This window comes from Haloarchaeobius lipolyticus (assembly GCF_051208015.1).
In the GTDB taxonomy this organism is placed as follows: Archaea; Halobacteriota; Halobacteria; order Halobacteriales; family Natrialbaceae; genus Haloarchaeobius.
In genome coordinates this window covers 351,711-372,343 of sequence record NZ_JBPKGF010000003.1, presented here as the reverse complement: position 1 = coordinate 372,343, position 20,633 = coordinate 351,711, and the positions used below count along the sequence as shown (strand labels likewise).

The following is a 20,633-nucleotide window of genomic DNA, read 5'->3' as shown; positions in this document are numbered from 1 at the left end:
CTACGAGCACTTCACTGCGCGAATTTTTTCCCTGTAAAACGAAGGATGCCACTCGTGGGTTTTCGGACCCGGACCGGAGTGGCTGCGGTCATCACTGGATGAACTGGGCCCTACAGACATAACGTTTGTGGGGCCCGCAGAACCTGCCCATGCCGTATTGCGGTACCATGGCACGAACCGTCACGGAAGCAGTCTTTTATGTCTCGGGGGCGGTAACGTCACGACATGAGACATACAGGCCTCAAACTCAGGATGCTGGTCGTCGGGACCATCCTCTTCGGCTTCTACGCCGCCATCGCGAGCGTCGCCATCGCGGCGTTCGGGACGGGCGTCTGGCCGTTCGTCGCCGTCGGAACGCTCGGCTTCGTCGCGTTCCAGTACAAGTTCGGGAAGTGGATGGCCCTGCGCAGCGTCGGGGCCGAAGACCTCCCCGAGGACAGGTATCCCGAGATACACCGCATGGTCGAGCGACTGTCGGACGACATGGGCATCGACAAGCCGACGCTGAAGGTCGCCCGCATGGGCGTCCCGAACGCGTTCGCGACGGGCCGCCGTGGTGCCGGCGTCGTCGTCATCAGCACCGAGCTGATGCAGGTGCTCTCCCGGGACGAGCTGGAAGGCGTCATCGCACACGAGCTCGCACACATCCGCAACCGTGACGTGGTGACGATGGTGCTCGGTCAGTCCATCGCGGCCATCGTCGGTATCGCCGTCCAATGGATCGTCATGCTCGCCGGCGACAACGACTTCGCAGACCTCATCCTCGGCTGGATCGCCGGTATGCTCGCCCAGCTGCTCGTGATGGTCTTCGTTCTCGCCATCTCGCGCTACCGCGAGTACGTCGCCGACGCCGACGCCAAAGAGTACATCGGCAGTGGCGACCCCCTCGCGCGCGCACTGGAGAAGATACAGTCGTCGAGCCAGCACGCGGGCGAGACCCGTCTCGACGACAGCACCGCGGCGCTGTGCATCTTCGACTCCGAGAAGGGTATCCTCCGCTCGATCCTGGCGACTCACCCGCCGGTCGAGAAGCGAATCGCGCGGCTCCGAGAGTAACCGCACGACCAGTGTACTTCTCGAAGCGGTGTAAAGGACTTTCACCCCCGGTCGTCTGGTCTGTTGTATGACCGAGATTCATCCGGGGCAGCGCGTCGCCATGCTCGTGGACGCGCAGAACCTCTACCACACGGCCCAGTCAATCTACACCAGAAACATCGACTACTCCGCCCTGCTCGAGAAGGGCGTACAGGACCGGACGCTGACGCGAGCCATCTCCTACGTCATCCGGGCCGACTCGCCCGAGGAGGAGTCGTTCTTCGAGGCGCTCGTCGACATCGGCTTCGAGCCGAAGATAAAGGACATCAAGACGTTCTCGGACGGGTCGAAGAAGGCCGACTGGGACCTCGGCATGGCCCTCGACGCGGTCACGCTCGCGAGCCACAACGACACCATCATCCTCTGCACCGGCGACGGCGACTTCTCTCGACTTTGCTCACACCTCCGTCACGAGGGCGTGCGCGTCGAGGTGATGGGATTCCAGTCGTCGACCGCCGAGGAGCTCATCGAGGAGGCAGACGCGTTCATCGACCTCGCCGAGCGGCCGGATACCTTCTTGCTCTAGCTCTGCGGATACGTCACTGGAAGCATCGCCGGTTCTCCACAATCGCTAACCAGGTGTGTAGTACAATCGCTGCACAAGGTGTGTAGTACAATCGCTAACCAGGTGTGTAGTACAATCGCTAACCAGGTGTGTAGTACAATCGCTAACCAGGTGTGTAGTACAATCGCTATAACAGGTTGCCCAGCAGTGCCCGCTCGGCTCGTCGGATGCGACGGACGACCGTCTCTTCCTCGGTCCCGAACGCCGTGGCGAGGTCTGATGCGTCGCTCTGCTGTGGGTCATCGAAGTACCCGGAGAAGAAGGCCGCCTCGAGCGTTGCGCGCTCGGGCCGAGTCAGATGGAGCGTATCGACCATCTCCGCGAAGAGATCACGGCGTGCCGGCCTCGGGAGACGTTTCCGGGCGACGAGGCGAACGTCGGCGGCGACGGCCTCGAGGTGGTCCAGTAGCGGAGAGACCAGGTCATCGGGAAGGGTGGTCTCGACGACGACCGTGCCGTTGTCGACAGCGACGGTCGTTCGGCGGCCGAAACGTGCTGCGGCACCGAGGACCGGCGGTTCGTCGAGGAGGCACTCGTATCGACCGGGGCCGAGGGTTCGGACCCGCTCGACCGACCTGGCATCGACCAGTGCATCGACGTCCGCGGTGCCGGGAGAAGTACTCACGTACGCGATGACGCAGTCGTCCGAGGCGACGACCCGTTCGAAGCGCCAGTCGTCCTCGGGAAGGCCCGCGAAGGCTTCCCTGGAAGACAGCCGGATGCGGTAGAAGTTCACGGCGTATCACCGTCTGTCCCGACGTCCCCAACGTGACCCACGTCTCTCATCGTCTCTAACTACGGGTCTCCTCTCACCTCACTCTCTTGCAGGGACAATACGGACGTTCAAGACGGGATAGGCCCCGGAGTGACGAGGCGGTCGGTCGGCTACAACGGCGGGACTCGAACGGCAACTGGACGCCGAACCCTGCTCCGCCGGGGCACTCACCGGCGGTCGGGAGGGGTTCACGGTCAATACGGGTCCTTCAGGGTGTTCGAGACCAGTTTCGCGGTCCCACGGCGCAGGAGTTCGGAGACCGCGGAATCGGAGATGTCCAGCTGTTCGGCGAGCTCCGGCTGAGTGACGCCACGGGGGACGTCGAAGTACCCGCCGTCGAGCGCGGCCAGCATCGCCTCGCGCTGGCGCTGTGTCAGCCCGTACGTCTTCGGGCCCGGACCGCCCTCGAGCGACTGGATCCGCATGAGTTCGTTGTCGATACCGCTGTCAGCACAGTACTCGTGGAACCGTGCGAGGACATCGTGGTCGGGGAACCGGACCGTCAACGTCCATCGGTCTGCGGAGTTCACGCCCTCGAGGATGCTACCGTCGAGCGACGAGACGCCGTAGAGCAAGCTCTCGACCGGTTCGGCCCACTCGACGTAGAACAGCGCGGAGTTTTCAAAGGTGGCGTGCTGCTCGACGGTCTGGACCGTCGGGTCAGCGCGCAACGTCTCTGTGAACCCTGCGATGTCCTCGCCGCGGACCCAGAAGTACGGAATCGTGCGGTCACCGGTCGGTACTGCTTCCTCCAGTTCGACGACGATGTTGTCGTCGATGGAGAGTGTCCGACCCAGTGCGAACGAGTCCGCCGGGACCGAGAGTTCTGCGACGATGCTCATCGAGTCTGCCTTTCGTCTCCAGGGCCAAGGAGAATCGACCAAATAGATTTGGGTCGCGACCTACTCTGTTAGGCCTTTTACCCCTCCCCCATCACTGGAAGGGGTCGAAGACCGCCGCACGTACGTCGGTTCGGACGCCGAATTCGGCCTCCTCGACGGTCGACGGTGGCGTTTTCTCCCTGTAGCGTGACTCGAACGAGGCGGCGACGGCCTCACGGACACACGCCCTCGCGGCAGCTCCGACTCGCGTTGCACTGCCGGAGAACGGCGCAGTCTGACCCGCCGGGTCCGATGCGACGACCACTGCGTCGGAGGTGGTCCCTGGGAACCCCGTCAGGTCGAGCAACGTCGCGGCCTTCGCCTCAGCCGCGACGGCGACGAGGTTCGCGAGCGCGCCCGGTCCACACGCGCGCGTCGTTCCGACCACGACGTTCACCGTCCCCGGCGTCAGCGACCCGTCGGGCAGGTCGCCGCCGGCTGGCTCCATCGGCAGGGCGGCAGGGTTCGACACGCCGACCGTCGCGTAGGCCGTACAGGAGCCACAGCGCGCAGCTCGCGCGTGTTCGAGCGAGACGCCCGTGAGCAGTACCGGCGCGTCCACCCGTCGAGTGGTCGTGTCGTCGTCGAATCCTGCCCTGAGGAGCCGCTCGTTCACGTACGACTCGAGGTCGTCGCAGTGCCAGCCGTCCGGGACGGTGATGCTGTAACAGGCGTCTGCGAGCGACCGGCCGCCCTGCCAGCCGGTCGAGAGCCAGTCAGTCCCCGGCCGTTCGAGTCGGAGCACGTCCTCACGGACCGTCGGTTCGAACATCGAACACCTCCAGGGTACGGTCGGTCGCGGTCCGGTCTTTCACGGCCACCCGGACGTGCGTGTCCAGCCCGCGGAACGTCCGAGCGTCCCGGAGTGAGACGTCGCGTTCCCGGGCACGGCCGAGCACGGAATCGACATCGTGGCAGTCGGCGTCGCGGCCGCCACAGTCGACGAGGACGAACGGCGCTTCCGAGGGGTGGACCGAGTACGTCGGTTCGAGCGCGTTCCGGAGTCGCTCGCGCTCGCGGCCCACGATTTCACGCGTCTCGCTGACGAACGCTCGCTGGCGGAGACAGTGGGCACCGACGGCGGCAGCCGGCGTCCCGAGGTTCCACGTCCGCCTGGCCGTCCGCAGGGCGGCGAGTCGCTCCCCGGTGGCGACCGCGTAGCCAGCCCGGAGTCCCGGCAGCCCGAACAGTTTCGTGAGCGAACGGGCGACGACGACCCCGTCGCGGCCGGCGAGCGAGTCGCGTGCGGTGTAGCCCAGGAAGGCTTCGTCGGCGAGCAGGGTCGTCCCCGCGTCCGCACAGCGGTCCGCGAGTGCCGCGAGTCGCTCGGGAGCTGGGCAGTCCCCGGTCGGGTTGTTCGGCGTGCAGCAGACGACGAGCGCGACCCCGGCAGGGTCGACGTCACAGAGTTCGTCGTGCGGGACGAAGACCGGTTCCGCACCCTGCAGCCGTACCTCCCGCGCGTACTCCCCGAAGCTCGGGGCCGGAACCGCGACCCGGTCACCGGGCCCGACCGCCGTCTCTATCGTCAGCCGTATCGCAGCGAGACCGCCCGGCGTCGGCACCACCTGCGACGGGTCGCAGCCGACGAACGCGGCAGCAGCGGCGCGGAAGTCGGCGTAGCCGTCGTCGGGATAGCGAGTCGCCTCGGCCAGGGCCGTCTCGTACACGTCCTCGACTCCCGGCGGCGTCTTCGGGTTCGTGTTCGCGCTCAGGTCAAGGACGGCCGGGTCGGACTCGCCACCGTGTGGCACCCGGCCGACCCGCCGGAGACGCTCAGGGTCCACGCTCGCCCCCGGTCACCGCGTCGTACACCTCGGGGACCGCCGCCCTGACGTCGGCGAGGACGCCGCGCTCGGCCGCGAGCGCGAGCACGCCACCGAGTCCGACTCCCTCTTTGGCCTCGCCCGCGGCGTACCGGGCCATCGCGACGTGGTCCGCGTCGTCGAATCCCGGGTCGGTGACGGTCAGGTCGAGGTCAAGTCGACGGGCGGCCGCACGGATGTCGACGCCCGGGTCGTCCGCGACGAATGCCGTGGTCGCCAGCGAGAGCGGTCGGTCACAGTCGGCGTGACGGACCAGGGCACCGGCCGTCAGCAGCTGGGTCCCTCCACCGAGCGTGACGCTGGTTCCGGATTCGAGCGCGCCCAGTGCGAGTCCCGAGACGACGGCCAGGACGGGGTCGCCCATCCGACGGACCGCGTCGCGTGGGTCGCCCGCGCAGTCACCCGTCTCGAGGCCGGACGCGGCGAGCCCATCGCGGACCACCTCGCGTTTCAGCTCGAGCGGGTTGTCGGGGAAGGACGACGAGACGGTCGCCTCCTCTCCGAGGGCCCGAAGGACGCCGAGTGCGGTGGTCGTCCCGCCGGGGACCGTCTCCGCGAGGAGCAGTTCGTCGTCCGGCAGCGCTCGACCGAACTCCCGTGCCGCCACGAAGGCTCCTGGAGCGGTGGGAACCGGGTCCGGCTCCCTGATATCCTCGCCGACGCCCGCACCGACCGTGACGGTGGGCGCGGCGGTCGACTCGGCGAGCCCGGCGTCGACGACGGTCACGTCGAGGTCGAGTACCTCCCGGGCGGCCCGGGTGAGAACCGCCGGCGTCGGACAGCCCGTCGGACTCACCGGAACGACCGGCGCCCGGACCGGCGCGCCGTAGGTGAGGATCTCGGCGTCCGCACTCGGCGTGTGTCGGAGAAGGTCGGGGTCCGCGCCCGCGGCGCTGATGCCCTCGATGCTCGCCGTCCGGGTCGACCCGGCGCAGAGTATCAGTCGCATAGCGCCTCCGCGAGTCGGGCGTCTGCTGGTCGGTTCACGTTCACCGCGAGTCTGACGTCGTAGCTCGTGTACATGGTCTCTGAGTCTGAATCGGCGACGACGTTCACGCCAGTCGGGGCGCTGCCGTCGAGTTCTGTGTCGCAACTCGCCCCGAGCACCCGTTTCAGGGCCGTCGGGACGACGATGGCCAGGTTCTGTCCGTCGTGCTGGGCCGGTAGTCCGTCGTTGTCGAGTAATCCGTCGTAGTGGTCCAATATCTGGTTCACGCACGCGGGCGCGAGGAGCGGGAGGTCGGCCGCGACGGTGAGGACGGGTGGCTCGACCGTCGCGAGCGCGTGCTGGAGGTCGGCGACGTAACCCTCGCCGGGCGTCTCGACGAGGTTGGTCTCGGGCCGGCTCCGGAGGTGGTCCCGAGTCGCCGGCGCGTGCGGAGAGACCGCGGCGAAGACGGCCTCGACGCGACTCTCGACGAGGGCATCGACGACGCGGTCGACCATCGGTCGGCCACCGACCCGGAACAGCGGCTTCTCACCGTCTGTCTCGAGACGGGTTCCACGGCCGCCGCACATCACCAGAGCGTCCACGCGACCACCCCCAGGTGGAGCCCGGCGATTCGGGCGAGTTCGTTCGTCGCGCCGAAGACGTCACCGTTGACGCCGCCGAGTCGCGTTCGCGCCCAGCGTCGGGCGAGGAGTGCTACTCCCAGCGCGGCCAGCAGGCACACGGCCGCCGATATCAGGGAGTCGGTACCGTCGCCGGGAGACGGGCCGACAGCGACGAACTGCTGGAGACCGCCCACCCCCAGAACCGGGAGTGAGAGGGCGACCGCTGCGACCTGCGTCGACCGGCCCGTACCCTCCGTCAGGGCGCTCCCGAATCCTTCGTGCGGGGCCGTCTCCGTCGCCGCGACGATTGCCATCGCCGCCTTCGCGCCGACCTCGCTCGCGAGCACGACCGCGACGCCCGCGAAGAGCGGAAGTCCGGCGACCGCGAGGAACCCGAGGCCGAGTCCGACGAGCACCAGACCGACGCCCGCGAGCGCGCCGACGCCCGTCACGGTGTCCTTCAGCACCTCGCGGCGCTCGACGTGAGTGCCGTGGACGATGGCCGCGTCAGCACAGTCTGCCACCCCGTCGAGGTGGGTGATACCGGTGACGACGATGAGCGTCCCGAGGGCGGCGAACGCGACGACAGGTGAAGGAAGCGCGAGGAACCCCCCGACGACGAACGGGAGGGAGAGAACGGCTCCGACCAGGTAACCGACCGGAACCATCGCCGCGGGGGCCGCGACCCAGGCGTCCCACGCGGCCTCGTCGTGACCGACCGGAATCCGGGTGAGGAAGCCGACCGCGCCCCGGACCGCGGCGACGCTCAGAACCACGCGAACACCCCCGCGTAGAGCGCGGCGACGACCCCCGCCGCACCGACCAGTTCGACCCCGCGTCGGGCCTTCTGGGGCGACGGAAGGTCGGCACCCGCGTTCAGGACGTAGACGCCCGGCTTCTCCAGCCGAACGTTCAACGCCGCCGCCAGCGTCCCCATCGGCCAACCGGAGTTCGGCGACGGGACCTCCGACAGCCAGTACCGGGCCCGGAACAGTGCCGCCGGCTGGCGAGCGGCCTGCGCGATGAGGACCGCCGCGAGACGGGCGGGGACCCACATCACGAGGTCGTCGAGCTTCGCGGCGGCCGTCCCGACCGGCTTCGTCCGGTAGCCGAGCATCGAGTCGAGCGTGTTGACCGCCTTGACCCACGCGGCCGCGGCAGCCGCCAGCGGGAGCGAGAACTGCACCAGCAGGCTGAACGCGAACAGGGGCGCGACGAAGCCGTCTGCGAGGTTCTCGGCGACGCTCTCGACCGCGGCGCTCCGGAGCTCGCCCGCGTCGAGGTCCGTCGCGTCTCGCCCCGCCAGCGACAGGAGTGCCTCGCGCGCCTCGTCCTCGTCCGTCTCCGTGAGTCGGACGACACGCAGGGCTTCAGAGAGCAGCATCCGCAGGCTGGTCGTCACGTAGAGGGCGAGCCCGCCGGCGACCACGTCCGTCCAGGGATGCCACGGGTCGAACCGGACCGCTGCGGCGACCAGCGCCCAGACGACGGTCGCTGCGACCAGGGGGAGGACGACGGCGCCGGCCAGTCCGACGGCCCGGGGGTAACGCCACTCCCTGTCGAGGGGAGCGACGAGTCTGCCGAACAGCGCGACGGGGTGGACCGAGCTCGGCGGCTCACCGGTCAGCACGTCCAACAAGAACCCGAGTCCGACCGCACCGGTCGCCGCGAGGGTCATCTACACCACTCCACGACGGTCATGCTGGACACCTCACCACCGTCATCCAGTCCACCTCACCCCCCTTCATCCAGTCCACCCCATCGTCTCGGGAAGGTCGGTGAGCGCCGTCTCCGAGACGTCGACGAACCGGCCCCCGACGGCCTCGACGCCACCGTCGGTCTCCGGGTCGTCCCCGACGTGCACCAGGTCGGCCGGGTCGACGTCGAGCCGCCCCGCGACCGTCTCGAACATCTTCGCGTGCGGCTTGCGCCAGCCACAGCCGACGCTCGAGACCACGGCATCGAAGTCGTCCCGACCGAGGTCGGAGCGGACCAGCGTCCGGCCGACCAGCTCCGGGACCGCACAGTTCGAACAGAGGGCGACCGGACCGGCCTCGGCCGCCGCCCGGACCGCCTCGGCTGCACCCGGACGCGTCGACACGTCCGGGTCGAACGCGGAGACGACCGCCCGACGCGGGGCGTTGCCCGGCGCGTCGACCCCACGGCTCCGGAGCGCCGTGGCGACGTGCGCCGGGAGCGGGACTTCCGCGCCCGACGGGGCGTCGATGTGGACCTCGCGGTAGGCGTCGGCCCAGTCTGCCGGGACCGCGACGCCACGCTCCCGGAGTGCTTCGCCGACGGCGGCGGCCGGGTCGGCGGGTCTGTCGACGACGACGAGCGTCCCGAAGAGGTCGAACGAAACTGCCACTACCGTGTGACTAGCGCAATCTCACTTGAACTGTGCGGTCGACGGCGTCCGTCTCTGCCGAGGGCTCGCAACCCCTTCGTTCGAGTATATGTTCGGAACAACACGGGAGGGTGCCACTCCAGCTCTGCGGAGCCGTTGGCGGCGACGTACATTATAACGCAAGTCTTTGCAAGAAGAATTAAGTAATAACGGTAGGATTAGCAACAGTATACGTGAAATGACGGGTAACCGGATGGTCGGTGGGGACCACCGAAAGGGACTCCTCGCGATAACACTCGCGACGCTGGCGTTACTGGGGGCGGTCACCCCCGCGCTGGCTGCGGGTTCGACGGCGGTGACGACAGCAGGAACAGATAGTCCAGCCCGGACGGCGGTGAGCCCGGGCGGGCAGCAGGGACCGCCGGTCGCCTCGGTCGGAACCGTACCGGCACCCCAGCAGCCACAGAACAGGACCGTCGCCGGAGACGTCGAAACCACGAACGTGACGCTCATCACCGGACAGACCGTCACCGTGGTCGAATCCGGTGGCGAGACCACCTACCGCATCGACGCGTCCGAACCGATGCGCCGCATCGACACGGCCGACGGGACGTACATCTTCCCGCAGTCCGTCGACTTCTCCACCTTCGACCACGACCTCTTCAACGTCGACCTGCTCGTCTCCCAGAACGTCACCGACGACGAGACGGGAGAGATTCCGCTCATCGTCCAGCACGGAAACGGCGGGACGGGCGACGGTGCAGACGTACAGGCACTCGGGAGTAGCCTCAAGCACACCGCCGGTGTCCAGACGACGCGGACCTTGCGGAGCGTCGATGGCGTCGCCGCGACGGTCGAGAAAGCGACTGTCCGCGATTCGTTCGCCAGACTCGCGACGAATCCGCGCGTCCGGCGCGTCTCGCTCGACCAGCGCGTCCGGGTCCAGCTCGACGAGGCCAACACCATCGTCAACGCGACGAGCGCGCGGCAGAACTACGGCGTCAACGGGACGAACGTCACCGTCGCCGTGCTCGACACGGGCGTCGACAACGACCACCCGATGCTCGCCGGCGCGGTGACCCACGAGTACGACGTCGTCGAGAACGACAACGTCTCGCAGGACGGCTACGGCCACGGCACGCACGTCGCCGGCATCGTGGCCGGACGGCCCAACGGCAGCGCCTACTCGGGGATCGCCCCGAATGCGAGCATCATGGACATCCGAGTCCTGGATTCGGGCGGCTACGGCTACCGGTCCGACATCATCGCCGGGATGGAGTACGCCGTCGACAACGACGCCGACGTCATCAGTATGAGCCTCGGCGGCCCCACGTCGAGCGACGACCCGTACATCGACGCGGTCCAGAACGCGACCGACGCGGGCGTCCCGGTCGTCGTCTCGGCCGGGAACTCCGGGCCGTCTCCGGAGACCATCGGGTCGCCCGGTGTCGCACCCGCAGCCATCACCGTCGGGGCGACGACCAAGTCCGATACCGTGACCGGGTTCTCCTCACGCGGCCCGACACCCGTCCGACAGTACGTCAAGCCGGACATCGTCGCACCTGGTGACGACATCATGAGCGCAGAGGCAGGCACGGACGGCTACGTCGCCTTCAGTGGGACCAGCATGGCAGCGCCGATGGTCTCCGGTGCCGCCGCGCTCGTCATGGCCGAACACCCCGACTGGAACGTCTCCCAGGTCCGCAGCGCCCTGGTGACGACGACCGACCGCATCGGCGACTACCACGTCTACGAGAGCGGGAGCGGTCGACTCAACGTCTCGACCGCACTCGGGAACGACCTGATGGTCGCGCCGAGCACCGTCCAGTTCGGACTCGTCGAAGGAGAGCAGACGGCGAACGTCACCCTCCACAACGGCGGGAACGACACCATGAACCTCTCGCTCGACGCGACAGTCACGAACGTGGGGAACGGCTCCGCGGGCGCGGTCAGGCTGGACCGGACCTCGCTCTCGCTCGCGCCGAACGAGACCCAGAACGTGAGTCTCCTCGTCGACGGGTCGGAGGCCGTCGGCGTCGTCTCCGGCCGTCTGTTCGTCAACGACTCCGACGCCCCGGCCGGCGACCAGAGCTGGCGGCGAGCCAGTTTCGGTTTCGTCTCCGAGGCCAGCCTCACCGTCCAGGCGAACGGGCTCAACGGTTCGAACGTCTCGGGCGACGACGTCTACATCACGCAGACCGACGGCCCCGTGTACGATATCGCCACCCTGGACGAGAACGGGACGTATCAGACAGTCCTCGAACCTGGAAACTACACCGTCGTGGTCTTCGGACGGGACGAGACCGCTGACAACCGGAGCGTCTTCTCCATCGCATCGCTGGATTTCGACGGCGACACCACACTCGTCCTGAACGAGTCGGACACGGTCCGGTATACGGTGAATCCGTCGAACCTTTCGGCGACGAACGAATCGGTAACCGCCATCTCTCGATCGCTGGTCACCGAGGCCTCCGGCGTCCCCCTCTGGTTCGACGACGCGACCTTCCCCCGGAACCAGACCTTCCGCATCTCGGCTGGCCCGACGGTCAACGTCAGCACGCGGACACTCGCCGCACCGTCGTCTGCGTATCCCAACGGGACGTTCCACTACGACACGCCGGTGCTGTACGACGTGGTCAACGTCACTTTCGGAGTCTCGGGTCCAGTCACGCATCGGCCGACCTCGGCCGACCTGACCGCGAGGACCGTCACCTACCACCGGACGGACCCGACGGCCGCCCTCGACGTGGGCCGATCGTGGCAGATACCTGCCGCCCCGGAACATCGATGGTACGGCGAGGCGACGCGAGGAAGCCTCCGTAACCGGACGTCCCAGACCGTCTATCAGTCGGCTACCGCAGCTGGAGAGGCCGTCGCGTACCGGATCTCCGCGACCGGCCCGGGATGGATGGCGGGCTTCGACGATTCGTACACGCGTACCCCGTCGGACCCCTCGTCGACGTCCGTCAACGAGTTCCCGCTGCTGCTCACCCCGACCGAGCCACGGTTCCAGGAGTCCAACTACGGCGGTCCCTACGTCGAGTTCGACGCGAACACCACCGACCAGGCAGGTCGGTGGTTCGACGAGGACTCCGGCGCTGGAACGGACCACTGTAACGCCTACGTCAACGGCACCGAGGTCGACGACTTTCCGAGTGCGTGGTGCTGGGCGTACCTCGACGAGCTCCCGCCCGGCAACGGAACCCAGTTCCGCTACGAGGCGACCGCGAACCTCGAGCACGTCGGCTGGGACGCCAGGTCGACCATCGTCACCGAGATCGCGTACGAGAACGGCTCGCTGACCGAAGCACCCGCGTTCGAGCGCTTCACGTTCGACGCGATGGACGCGAACAACACGCTCCCGAAACGGAACGTCACGGCGACGTTACAGGTCGACGACGACGTGTCGAACGCGACCGTCTACGTCCGGTACGCGGACGACTTCGTGTCGGAACCCGCCACCGACGGTGGCCCGCACCAGACCGCATCCGGCTGGAACGAAGCGAACGTGACCGTCGTGAACGCCACCAACGGCACGCTCCGGGCGACCATCGACACCAGAGACGTCGCGACCGAGACGATGCACGTCAGTGCGACCATCGTCGACGCTGACGGCGACCGGTTCACCTCGACCGCGTACGGTGCGGCCAGACTGACCTGGGACCGGAACGCCGAGCGGAACGTCTCGGTGTCGGTCGCCCGACCGGACGGCAATGCCTCGAACACGACCGCGGTCCTCTCCTGGTACGCCGGTACCACCGGCGTCCACCAGCTCGACGCGAACGGGAACGCGACGTTCACGCTCCCGAACGGTAGCAGCCCGACCCTCTGGGTCGCAGAGACCGACCGCTTCGGCTACGACACCGAGGCACCGCTCGACGGTATCGCGGACGTCCACACGCTCCGCGCCGCCGCCGACGGCGAGCTGCTGACCGATGCCGCCCTGGGGAACGTCACGCTCCCGCGGGGACACCGCCTGAACGTCACGGTCGCCACCGACCGGGGTGACGTCGTCGAGGGTGCATCGGTCGCCGTCGTCGACGTGCCGCAGGGTGCCGAGACGGCTGGCCAGGCGCTCGCCGTCGGCGGGAAGATACACGGCGAGACCGACGCGAACGGCTCGCTCGTCGTGGGGAACACGACCGGACTCGAGGCGAACGGGACCGTCAGGGTCGACGTCATCGTCCCGGACGAACCCTGGTTCCCCGAGAGCCTCAACAGCACGGACGTGACCGTCACGAACGACACGAACCACACCGTCGTCCTCGAGACGCGGGACGTCTGGGCGCCGACGATAACCAACGACAGCGTCTACACCGACGGCGACGACATCGTCTTCGAGTTCGACGCGAGCGAACCGGTCGAGTCCGTCTCCGGCGAGATAACGAACGACGGCACCGTGGTCGAGACCATCGACCGGAGCGACTTCCAGCGCAACGGCAGCCACTACGTCATGCGCTACGAGGCGCCATCGTCGGGGTCGTACGGCTTCGTCGTGGACGAGATCGCGGACGCCGCCGGCAACAGCGACTACGTCCACGTGAAGGCCGGGCTGCAAATCGGTTCCACCGGCGGGGGCGGCGGTGGCGGCGGTGGCCAGGGCGGCAACCAGGACACCGGCACCATCGACATCCGCTCGTGGTCCGTCTCGGACACGACCGTCGAACCGGGAGAGACGGTGACCCTCACCGTGACCGTCTCGAACACGAAGAGCTCGCGCGACGTCATCACGCCCGCGCTGTACGTCGACGGCGAGCTCATCGAGGGCCAGCGACTCACGCTGCTGCCCGATATGAAGCGGACCGTCGAGTTCACCTACACCTTCACCGAGGAAGGCGAACACACCATCAGCCCGGACAAATGGAACACGAAGACCGTCGTCGTCACCAGCGGCGAGACGACGACGACGGAATCGCCGACCACGAGCACGACGACGACGGTCGAACCGAGTACCGCCACCACGACCCAGGCCACGACCGAGTCGAGTCCCGTGACCGAGCCCGCCGGCGGCGCCGGCGGCATCGGCGGCGGACTCCGCGGCGCACCCGGATTCGGCCCGCTCGTCGCGGTGATCGCACTGCTCGCGGTGGCGATGCTGGGACGTCGGCGCGTCTGAGCGACGGAATCTCGCTTTTGGCTGTCGGCCTTTTTCGGGTTCGTGCCGTGTTCGTCCTCTGGTGTCGTATCGCTGCTGTACCGTTTTGCGTCTCTCGCGAGCGCGCACGCGTGATGTGTAACACACCAATCCCCGTCGATATCCACGTCTCGCCGTCGATATCGGCATCGGCCGTCGAATCGCCACCATTCCTCGAATCGTCGTCTTACGACGGTTCGAACTCACCAACAGCCGGGCCTCACGGCATCGAGCGTCTGAAAAGTCCACCCTGCCCGATTCGAACTCGTCGAGACGGTCCCGCTCGGTTCGCTCCGCTCACCTCGCGGGCCGCGCCTCGTCTGCTCAAATCGGCTCAGTTAGACGATTCACTGTTCACGTTGTTTGCAGGAAAAGTCCGCCCTCCCCGATTTGAACGGGGGACAAGTCGATCTACAGTCGACTGCTCTACCAGTCTGAGCTAAGGGCGGGCGTACTTTCACGTACACGCCCCTCCAGATTTAAGGGTTATCATCTCCGCGCCGTACGCGACTCTGTACCAGCCTGGTCCAGAACACGGTGAACACGTCTGACGGAGTACGACACCTCAGGAAAGAGCAGGTAGATTGAAATAGTTGGAAGCTAGACGGTATTCCAGACCGAGCCGTGAGTAAGATTACCGTGCGAGCGGACGACGAACTGGTGGGACGCCTCGAAGCCAGAGAGGAATCGAAAAGTCAGCTCGTGCGCGAGGCGCTCAGGGCGTATCTCGATGGAGAGACTGCGTCGGCGTCCGGCCCTGCGACGACCCGGGGCGAAGCGCGCGCGACTCCCCTCGACGATCTCGTCGCCGACCGCGTCGATCAGCTCATCGAAGACCGACTGGACGACCTCGTCGCCGACCGAGTCGACGAGCATCTCGCACGGAGACAACAGGACGTGAACGTGACAGTCTCGCTCGATGGAGCGGCCACGTCAGACACGTCCCGGACGGGGACGTCTGACGCGGCGTCCGACGGGCGGAGAGCGCCCCAGCGACGGGACGTACCGAGAACCGAACCGGAGGAGACGTGCTGTACGCAGTGCGGGGACGCGCTCGACGACGGCCACGTGTACTGCCCGAACTGCGGGGAAAAGGCGTCACGTCGGGCGTTCTGTGAGTGCGGCGACGAGGTTCGCTCGGACTGGGCGTTCTGTCCGGGCTGCGGCCGTCGAACCCCAGCCGCGGACGTGTTAGACACGCCGTCAGACGCGACTGGTTCGTAAACGGACACGCTCACGGGCCCAAGGTGTTTCGGGGAAACTTTTATGGCGTATGACACTGTGCATACATTCGCGTAAGACAGGTGTCTTACACGGACCCAGAACGCGAGTTTACGGGGCTCACGTCCACTGATTCGCCGTGTAAGACGATGCGCGTGCGAACCAATCCCACGCGCTGCGTCTTACCCAAGGGGAAATACGAACCATGGAGCGTGTGACACTGCGAATTCCGAAACAGCAGATAGAAGAGGTAGAGCAGATGGTCGAAACGGGAGAGTTCCCGAATCGAAGCGAGGCCATCCGCTCGGCAGTACGCGAGATGCTCAACGATCAGAGTGAGCGCTCGGGTGCGAATGAAAACAAGCGCAGCTGGGCCAAGGTGTAACGATGCAGGATATCGTTCAAGACGCCCTCGAACACGAGGAGCGTGAGAAGAAACAGAAGCAAGCTGCGTCGGCGGACGACTTCGGCGACCCGCGAATCGTCATCGTCGGCTGTGGCGGTGCCGGTAACAACACGGTCAACCGACTGTACAACATCGGCGTCGACGGTGCAGACACCGTCGCCATCAACACCGACAAGCAGCACCTGAAGATGATCGAAGCCGACACGAAGATACTCGTCGGCAAGTCCCTGACCAACGGCCTCGGCGCGGGTGGCGACCCCTCGATGGGCGAGCGCGCGACCGAGATGGCACAGGGCACGGTCAAAGAGGTACTCGGTGACGCGGACCTCGTGTTCGTGACAGCTGGTATGGGCGGCGGCACGGGGACCGGTGCAGCTCCGGTCGTCTCCAAGATCGCCAAAGAGCAGGGCGCAATCGTCGTCGGCATGGTCTCGACGCCGTTCAACGTCGAGCGTGCCCGGACGGTCAAGGCCGAGGAAGGACTGGAGAAGCTCCGCGAGGAGGCCGACTCCATCATCGTCCTCGACAACAACCGTCTGCTCGACTATGTCCCGAACCTGCCGATCGGCAAGGCGTTCTCGGTGATGGACCAGATCATCGCCGAGACGGTCAAGGGCATCTCCGAGACCATCACGCAGCCGAGCCTCATCAACCTCGACTACGCCGACATGTGCGCCATCATGAACCAGGGTGGCGTCGCGGTCATGCTCGTCGGCGAGACACAGGACAAGAACAAGACCCGCGAAGTGGTGAACGACGCGATGAACCACCCGCTGCTGGACGTCGACTACCGTGGTGCATCCGGTGGTCTCGTCCACATCACGGGCGGCCCGGACCTCACACTCAAGGAGGCCGAGGGCATCGCGAACAACATCACGGAACGGCTGGAAGCGAGCGCCAACGTCATCTGGGGCGCACGTATCCAGGAGAACTACAAGGGCAAGGTCCGCGTCATGGCCATCATGACGGGGGTCCAGAGCGCCCAGGTGCTCGGCCCGAGCACGCAGAAGCAGGCCGACCGCTCGCGGCAGGCCATCGACGGTGGCGGCAGCTTCGACGCGTCCGACAACGTCGACCTCGGCGGTACCTCCGGTGGCGGCCGCAGCCAGAGCTACGGCAGCACCCAGAGCGACGGCGGTCAGGACCAGCTCGAGAAGAACAACGGACTCGACGTCATCCGGTAAGACAGCAGTTCGACCGTCGACTCACTCGAGCGACGGACCAGATTCCGCAGGTGGGCGTGGCTGCGGTCCCTCCGTCTTCTACACTCCCTAGACGCCGGTCTCCTCGACGATTCTCTGGACGAGCGGCCGGAACGATGGCGACTCGCGGAAGCTCTCGACCGTGTGGTGAAACACGTCGACCGTCGCTTCGCCGTCGGGTCCGGAGACGACGACGACCCAGCGGTTCCGACCCGAGCGCTTCCACTCGCCGCCACGGTCCCTCACGAGCGTCTCCCCGACGTAGCTCCCGAACTGTTGGACGATGCCGTAGAGAGTCCGCGCGTCCGGGCCTCCAGCAGGGTCCGGCTCGACGCCCGCGAACCGGTCGGCGTCCCAGTTATCGGCGACCAGACTGTCGAGGTGAGCTAGCGACTCTACAGTGAAATCTAGCGGATAGTCGTGCCAGAAGTCGGCGCACTCCCGAGCTTCGTACGAGAACACGTCGGGCGGCTCGCTCGGTGGCGCTTCGTCGCCGCCGGGACTATCCGACCCCCCGGTGACGGCCGGTTCCGTCTCGTTCTCTCCCGTTTCCCCACGGGATTCCTCGGTCTCGGGGGCCGTCGCGTACATCCGGTCCGGGTCCGCAGCAGGTGTCGACCGGGACCGGGCGCCGGGCTCTGTTTCCGAAGCCGTCGAACCCAGCAGTCGGCGGAGTGTCTCGAAGAGACCCATACGTGACGTTTCGGCCGGGCTCAGAAAGCGGTTGCGAGCGGAGCGAACCCTGTAGTAGCGTCAGTTACGCCGTGTCTCACACCGTGCTGCCGACCTCAGCACTCTCGTTCCATGATTCCGGTGGCCGTGTCCCAGTGAAGCCGGACCTCCTCGGTCGGGAGGTAGACCGCCCCGTAGCCGTCTCCGCCACGTTCGACGACGTCTTTTTCGCGTAAGACGCCCAGATGGTGCTCGACGGTTTTGTAGTCCAGTTCGAGGTCGCCAGCGAGCTGGTTCGGGTTCCGCGGCTGTTCCTCCAGGGCCCGAAGGATACGAGCCCTGTTCGAACCGCCGCGGGTTCCCGCGAGCACCTGCCAGAGGGTCGCTTCCATGACGAGGCGTACACCCTGCACGGCCCTAACCGAGGTTCCTAACTAGGGAGGTAGTGCGATTGTCGCCTGCCGGTACTGCGTCGGCGGACGCTGACCGTTCAGAGCGCCTCCAGTGCGTCGAGCAACGAGCACTTCCGACAGCGGTCCCGGGTCGTCGTCGCCCCGCACTCCTCGCACTCGCGGAGGTCCGCGTCGTCGCCATCGTCCCGGTAGCGCTGTGCGACGATTCCCGCCAGCTCCTCGTACCCGGCCATGATGGAGTGGCGGGTCCCCGGATGGTTCTCCTCCAGGTCGAACAGGAGCCGCTGTATCTCGCCGCGATACGCCTCGCTGGAGTGGGGACACTCGGTGATGTGAGCCGGAAGGTCGCGGAGGTGACAGTACAGTGCGACCTCCTTCTCCGGCACGTCACGAAGCGGTTTCGCACGGGGGACGAACTCGTCCTGGTCCTCTCGGTCAGAGAAGGAGCCGATGCTCGCGTCGAAGTGCTTCGCCATCTGTCCGACGTCGCCCTCGAGGAAGTTCATCAGGGCAGTCTGTGCCTCGTCGTCGAGGTTGTGCCCCGTCAGCAGTTTGTCCGCGCCGAACTCCTCGGCGTACTTCTCGAGGAGGTCGCGACGGAAGACGCCGCAGTACGCACAGGCCGCCATGTTCTCGGGGTCGTCCTCGACCACGTCGTCCATCCTGATACCGAACTCCTCCTCGTAGCTGACCAGTTCGTGGCGCATGTCGAGGTCCGCCGCGAGTTCGACGCAGGCGTCGACGCTCTCGTCGCGATAGCCCTCGATACCCTCGTGGATGGTCAGTGCGACGAGTTCGATACGGGGATCCTCGGCGAACGTCTCGTCGAGGATGTGTGTGAGGACGACGCTGTCCTTCCCGCCGGAGAGGCCGATGACCCACGTGTCCGGGTCCTCGGGCGTCGCGTCTCGCGGGACGAGGCCGTCCTCGCGAATCCGCTTCCGGAGCCGCTTCTCGACGGATTCGCAGAAGTGCGCCTCACAGAGGTGTGCGCCGGAGTAGGCGGCGTGCATCACCGCCTCGCGGCCGCACTTCGTGCACTCGGTCATCGACCCGTCCTAGCCCGTGGGGTGGGATACGGGTTTCGTCTTACGTATCGTCGACGGTCTCGGCCGCTTTCCTGCCCGCTCCGGCGCCACCGTCGACCGCCGCCAAGAGACTGTCGGCGTACTCGGCCCGACGGCGCGAGGAGAACAGTTCGTGCCCGCCGTCGTACAGGATAACCTGTCGGGGGTCGACGGCAGCCCCGATCGCCCGCGTACTCACGACGGTATCGCGGAGCGTGCAGAAGACGACCGCATCCGAGTCGATAGCCGGTCGTTCCCGGTGTCCCCGCCGCGTCTCACGGATGAACCGGGATGAGACCCGATCTGCCCCATCAGCGAGCTGCCGGTCGGTCGCGAGCTCGCCGATCGATTCCCGCGTGGAGACGGTCGACGGGATGACCCGATGCCTCGAGCCGATTCGAGCGAGCAGGTCGAGGACCCAGCCGGGAGTCTCTTCGGTGTAGCCCCACCACGGGCTCAGATATGTCGTCGTCTCCGCCCCCTCGAGGTACGCGGCGATGAGCCCACCCGTGCTGTGACCGACCACGCTGTACTCGTCGAGTTCGTCGACGTAAGTCCGCACCGGGCGGACCCACTCCGCGAAGAAATCCCGGGGAAAGTCGGGTATCTGGAACGTGTGGACCCTGTAGCCCGCATCGACGAACTGGTCGACCAGCCACTCGACGTTCTCGTGATGCAATCGATTCCCCCAGCCGAGAACGAGGACGAGGTCGTCGTCTCCGCCGTCGTTCGTGACCTGCGTTCGCATCGTCTTCGACGACGCACCCGGGCACCATCAACCTCCGAGAACTGTAGCCACTTCGCTGGCCGTTCATCCAGGGTGAACCGAAACTCGGCGATGAACCGTCGTTCGGCCGCGTTGAACCGTCGTTCAGCCGCGTTGAACCGTCGTTCGACCGCGACGAATCGTCGTCGTTCCGAACAGGCTGCCGAGAAAACGGTCGTCCACCCACTCGAGGTTCCACAGCGCTAAGGTAGCGAGCTCACGTCCGTCCGGCCGATGAGCGAGTCCTGGCGAACCAGACTGTACCGCCACCTGTTCAACCTGTGGCCCTCCTACCGCGGAACCGGTGGTCGCGTCCGGTACATCGCCGACGACTGGCAGGAGATCCGCATCGAGATACCACAGGGGTGGCGAACCCGGAACTACATGGGGACGACCTTCGGGGGGAGCATCTACGGCGCGTGCGACCCGATGTTCGCCATGATACTCATCCAGACGCTCCCCGACGAGTACACCGTCTGGGACAAGGCCGCGAGCGTCCGGTTCAAGCGCCCGGGAACGGAGGACCTGTACGCCCGGTTCCGTATCGATGACGACGAGCTCGACGCCATCGAAGACGCGCTCTCGACGCAGGAGTCCGTCGACCGGGAGTACACCGCGGACGTCATCGCCGAAGACGGAACGGTTCACGCGACCGTCGAGAAGACCGTCTACGTCGGCCGCGACGACTGAAGCCGCCGTAACAGCCGAC

General features: G+C 66.8%; 20 protein-coding genes and 1 tRNA gene. 7 read left to right on the top strand and 14 right to left on the bottom strand.

All coding sequences use genetic code 11. The features are described from left to right. Positions 1-225 precede the first annotated feature (225 nt). Together ACSC1Y_RS11650 and ACSC1Y_RS11645 are read left to right on the top strand one after the other, a co-directional pair. A complete protein-coding gene (locus ACSC1Y_RS11650) occupies positions 226-1,056 on the top strand; it encodes a M48 family metallopeptidase (RefSeq protein WP_435335020.1) in 831 nt (276 codons plus the stop codon). Positions 1,057-1,123: 67 nt separating this feature from the next. Beyond that, complete coding sequence (locus ACSC1Y_RS11645; RefSeq protein WP_435335019.1) at positions 1,124-1,621, top strand: LabA-like NYN domain-containing protein; 498 nt, start codon at positions 1,124-1,126, stop codon at positions 1,619-1,621. Between the two features lie 166 nt (positions 1,622-1,787). Here the strand turns inward: ACSC1Y_RS11645 and ACSC1Y_RS11640 are convergent, their stop codons facing one another. The 9 genes from ACSC1Y_RS11640 to ACSC1Y_RS11600 form a co-directional block, all read right to left on the bottom strand. Next, positions 1,788-2,396 carry a helix-turn-helix domain-containing protein gene (locus tag ACSC1Y_RS11640; protein WP_435335018.1) on the bottom strand — a complete coding sequence of 203 codons (609 nt, stop codon included), beginning with the start codon at positions 2,394-2,396 and terminating at the stop codon, positions 1,788-1,790. 233 nt (positions 2,397-2,629) lie between these two features. After that, positions 2,630-3,277, bottom strand: a complete 648-nt coding sequence (locus ACSC1Y_RS11635) for a helix-turn-helix domain-containing protein (protein WP_435335017.1) — start codon at positions 3,275-3,277, stop codon at positions 2,630-2,632. A 91-nt stretch (positions 3,278-3,368) separates the two neighbouring features. After that, positions 3,369-4,088: an adenosylcobinamide amidohydrolase gene (locus ACSC1Y_RS11630; protein WP_435335016.1), complete on the bottom strand. Its 720-nt coding sequence runs from the start codon at positions 4,086-4,088 to the stop codon at positions 3,369-3,371. Beyond that, on the bottom strand, positions 4,066-5,103 hold the full coding sequence (locus ACSC1Y_RS11625; RefSeq protein ID WP_435335014.1) for a threonine-phosphate decarboxylase: 1,038 nt from the start codon (positions 5,101-5,103) through the stop codon (positions 4,066-4,068). Before ACSC1Y_RS11625 ends, ACSC1Y_RS11630 begins: the two co-directional genes overlap by 23 nt. Next, positions 5,093-6,091 (bottom strand): nicotinate mononucleotide-dependent phosphoribosyltransferase CobT, encoded by a 999-nt coding sequence (gene cobT, locus ACSC1Y_RS11620; protein WP_435335013.1) that lies wholly within the window; start codon positions 6,089-6,091, stop codon positions 5,093-5,095. Before cobT ends, ACSC1Y_RS11625 begins: the two co-directional genes overlap by 11 nt. Beyond that, a complete protein-coding gene (locus ACSC1Y_RS11615; protein WP_435335162.1) occupies positions 6,082-6,660 on the bottom strand; it encodes an NTP transferase domain-containing protein in 579 nt (192 codons plus the stop codon). The genes cobT and ACSC1Y_RS11615 overlap by 10 nt, the downstream gene beginning before the upstream one ends. Continuing rightward, positions 6,660-7,472, bottom strand: coding sequence for an adenosylcobinamide-GDP ribazoletransferase (locus ACSC1Y_RS11610; protein WP_435335011.1), 813 nt, complete (start codon positions 7,470-7,472; stop codon positions 6,660-6,662). Before ACSC1Y_RS11610 ends, ACSC1Y_RS11615 begins: the two co-directional genes overlap by 1 nt. Then, positions 7,463-8,374 (bottom strand): adenosylcobinamide-phosphate synthase CbiB, encoded by a 912-nt coding sequence (gene cbiB / locus ACSC1Y_RS11605; RefSeq protein ID WP_435335009.1) that lies wholly within the window; start codon positions 8,372-8,374, stop codon positions 7,463-7,465. Before cbiB ends, ACSC1Y_RS11610 begins: the two co-directional genes overlap by 10 nt. A 66-nt stretch (positions 8,375-8,440) precedes the next feature. Continuing rightward, positions 8,441-9,064, bottom strand: a complete 624-nt coding sequence (locus ACSC1Y_RS11600) for an HAD family hydrolase (RefSeq protein WP_435335008.1) — start codon at positions 9,062-9,064, stop codon at positions 8,441-8,443. Between the two features lie 217 nt (positions 9,065-9,281). Between ACSC1Y_RS11600 and ACSC1Y_RS11595 the strand changes: the two genes are divergently transcribed. Next, on the top strand, positions 9,282-14,159 hold the full coding sequence (locus tag ACSC1Y_RS11595) for a S8 family serine peptidase (RefSeq protein ID WP_435335007.1): 4,878 nt from the start codon (positions 9,282-9,284) through the stop codon (positions 14,157-14,159). A 393-nt stretch (positions 14,160-14,552) separates the two neighbouring features. Here ACSC1Y_RS11595 and ACSC1Y_RS11590 read toward each other — a convergent pair. After that, positions 14,553-14,626, bottom strand: a tRNA-Tyr gene (locus ACSC1Y_RS11590). A 175-nt stretch (positions 14,627-14,801) separates the two neighbouring features. Here ACSC1Y_RS11590 and ACSC1Y_RS11585 point away from each other — a divergent pair. The 3 genes from ACSC1Y_RS11585 to ftsZ all read left to right on the top strand — a co-directional run bounded on the left by ACSC1Y_RS11585 (position 14,802) and on the right by ftsZ (position 16,988). After that, positions 14,802-15,401 carry a double zinc ribbon domain-containing protein gene (locus ACSC1Y_RS11585; RefSeq protein WP_435335006.1) on the top strand — a complete coding sequence of 200 codons (600 nt, stop codon included), beginning with the start codon at positions 14,802-14,804 and terminating at the stop codon, positions 15,399-15,401. A gap of 202 nt (positions 15,402-15,603) precedes the next feature. Further along, entirely contained in the window at positions 15,604-15,783 is a 180-nt protein-coding gene (cdrS, locus tag ACSC1Y_RS11580; protein WP_435335005.1) for a transcriptional regulator CdrS, read from the top strand. Between the two features lie 2 nt (positions 15,784-15,785). Next, positions 15,786-16,988 (top strand): cell division protein FtsZ, encoded by a 1,203-nt coding sequence (gene ftsZ / locus ACSC1Y_RS11575; RefSeq protein WP_435335004.1) that lies wholly within the window; start codon positions 15,786-15,788, stop codon positions 16,986-16,988. A gap of 87 nt (positions 16,989-17,075) precedes the next feature. Here ftsZ and ACSC1Y_RS11570 read toward each other — a convergent pair whose 3' ends face one another. The 4 genes from ACSC1Y_RS11570 to ACSC1Y_RS11555 all read right to left on the bottom strand — a co-directional run bounded on the left by ACSC1Y_RS11570 (position 17,076) and on the right by ACSC1Y_RS11555 (position 19,906). Beyond that, positions 17,076-17,699: a hypothetical protein gene (locus tag ACSC1Y_RS11570; protein ID WP_435335003.1), complete on the bottom strand. Its 624-nt coding sequence runs from the start codon at positions 17,697-17,699 to the stop codon at positions 17,076-17,078. A gap of 95 nt (positions 17,700-17,794) precedes the next feature. Then, positions 17,795-18,070, bottom strand: coding sequence for a winged helix-turn-helix domain-containing protein (locus ACSC1Y_RS11565; RefSeq protein WP_435335002.1), 276 nt, complete (start codon positions 18,068-18,070; stop codon positions 17,795-17,797). Between the two features lie 98 nt (positions 18,071-18,168). Continuing rightward, positions 18,169-19,140, bottom strand: a complete 972-nt coding sequence (gene ncsA / locus ACSC1Y_RS11560; RefSeq protein WP_435335001.1) for a tRNA 2-thiolation protein NcsA — start codon at positions 19,138-19,140, stop codon at positions 18,169-18,171. Positions 19,141-19,180: 40 nt separating this feature from the next. Beyond that, positions 19,181-19,906 carry an alpha/beta fold hydrolase gene (locus tag ACSC1Y_RS11555; RefSeq protein WP_435334999.1) on the bottom strand — a complete coding sequence of 242 codons (726 nt, stop codon included), beginning with the start codon at positions 19,904-19,906 and terminating at the stop codon, positions 19,181-19,183. 252 nt (positions 19,907-20,158) lie between these two features. On the opposite strand from ACSC1Y_RS11555, the gene ACSC1Y_RS11550 reads away from it, so the two are divergent. Next, entirely contained in the window at positions 20,159-20,614 is a 456-nt protein-coding gene (locus ACSC1Y_RS11550; protein ID WP_435334998.1) for a DUF4442 domain-containing protein, read from the top strand. Positions 20,615-20,633 lie beyond the last annotated feature (19 nt).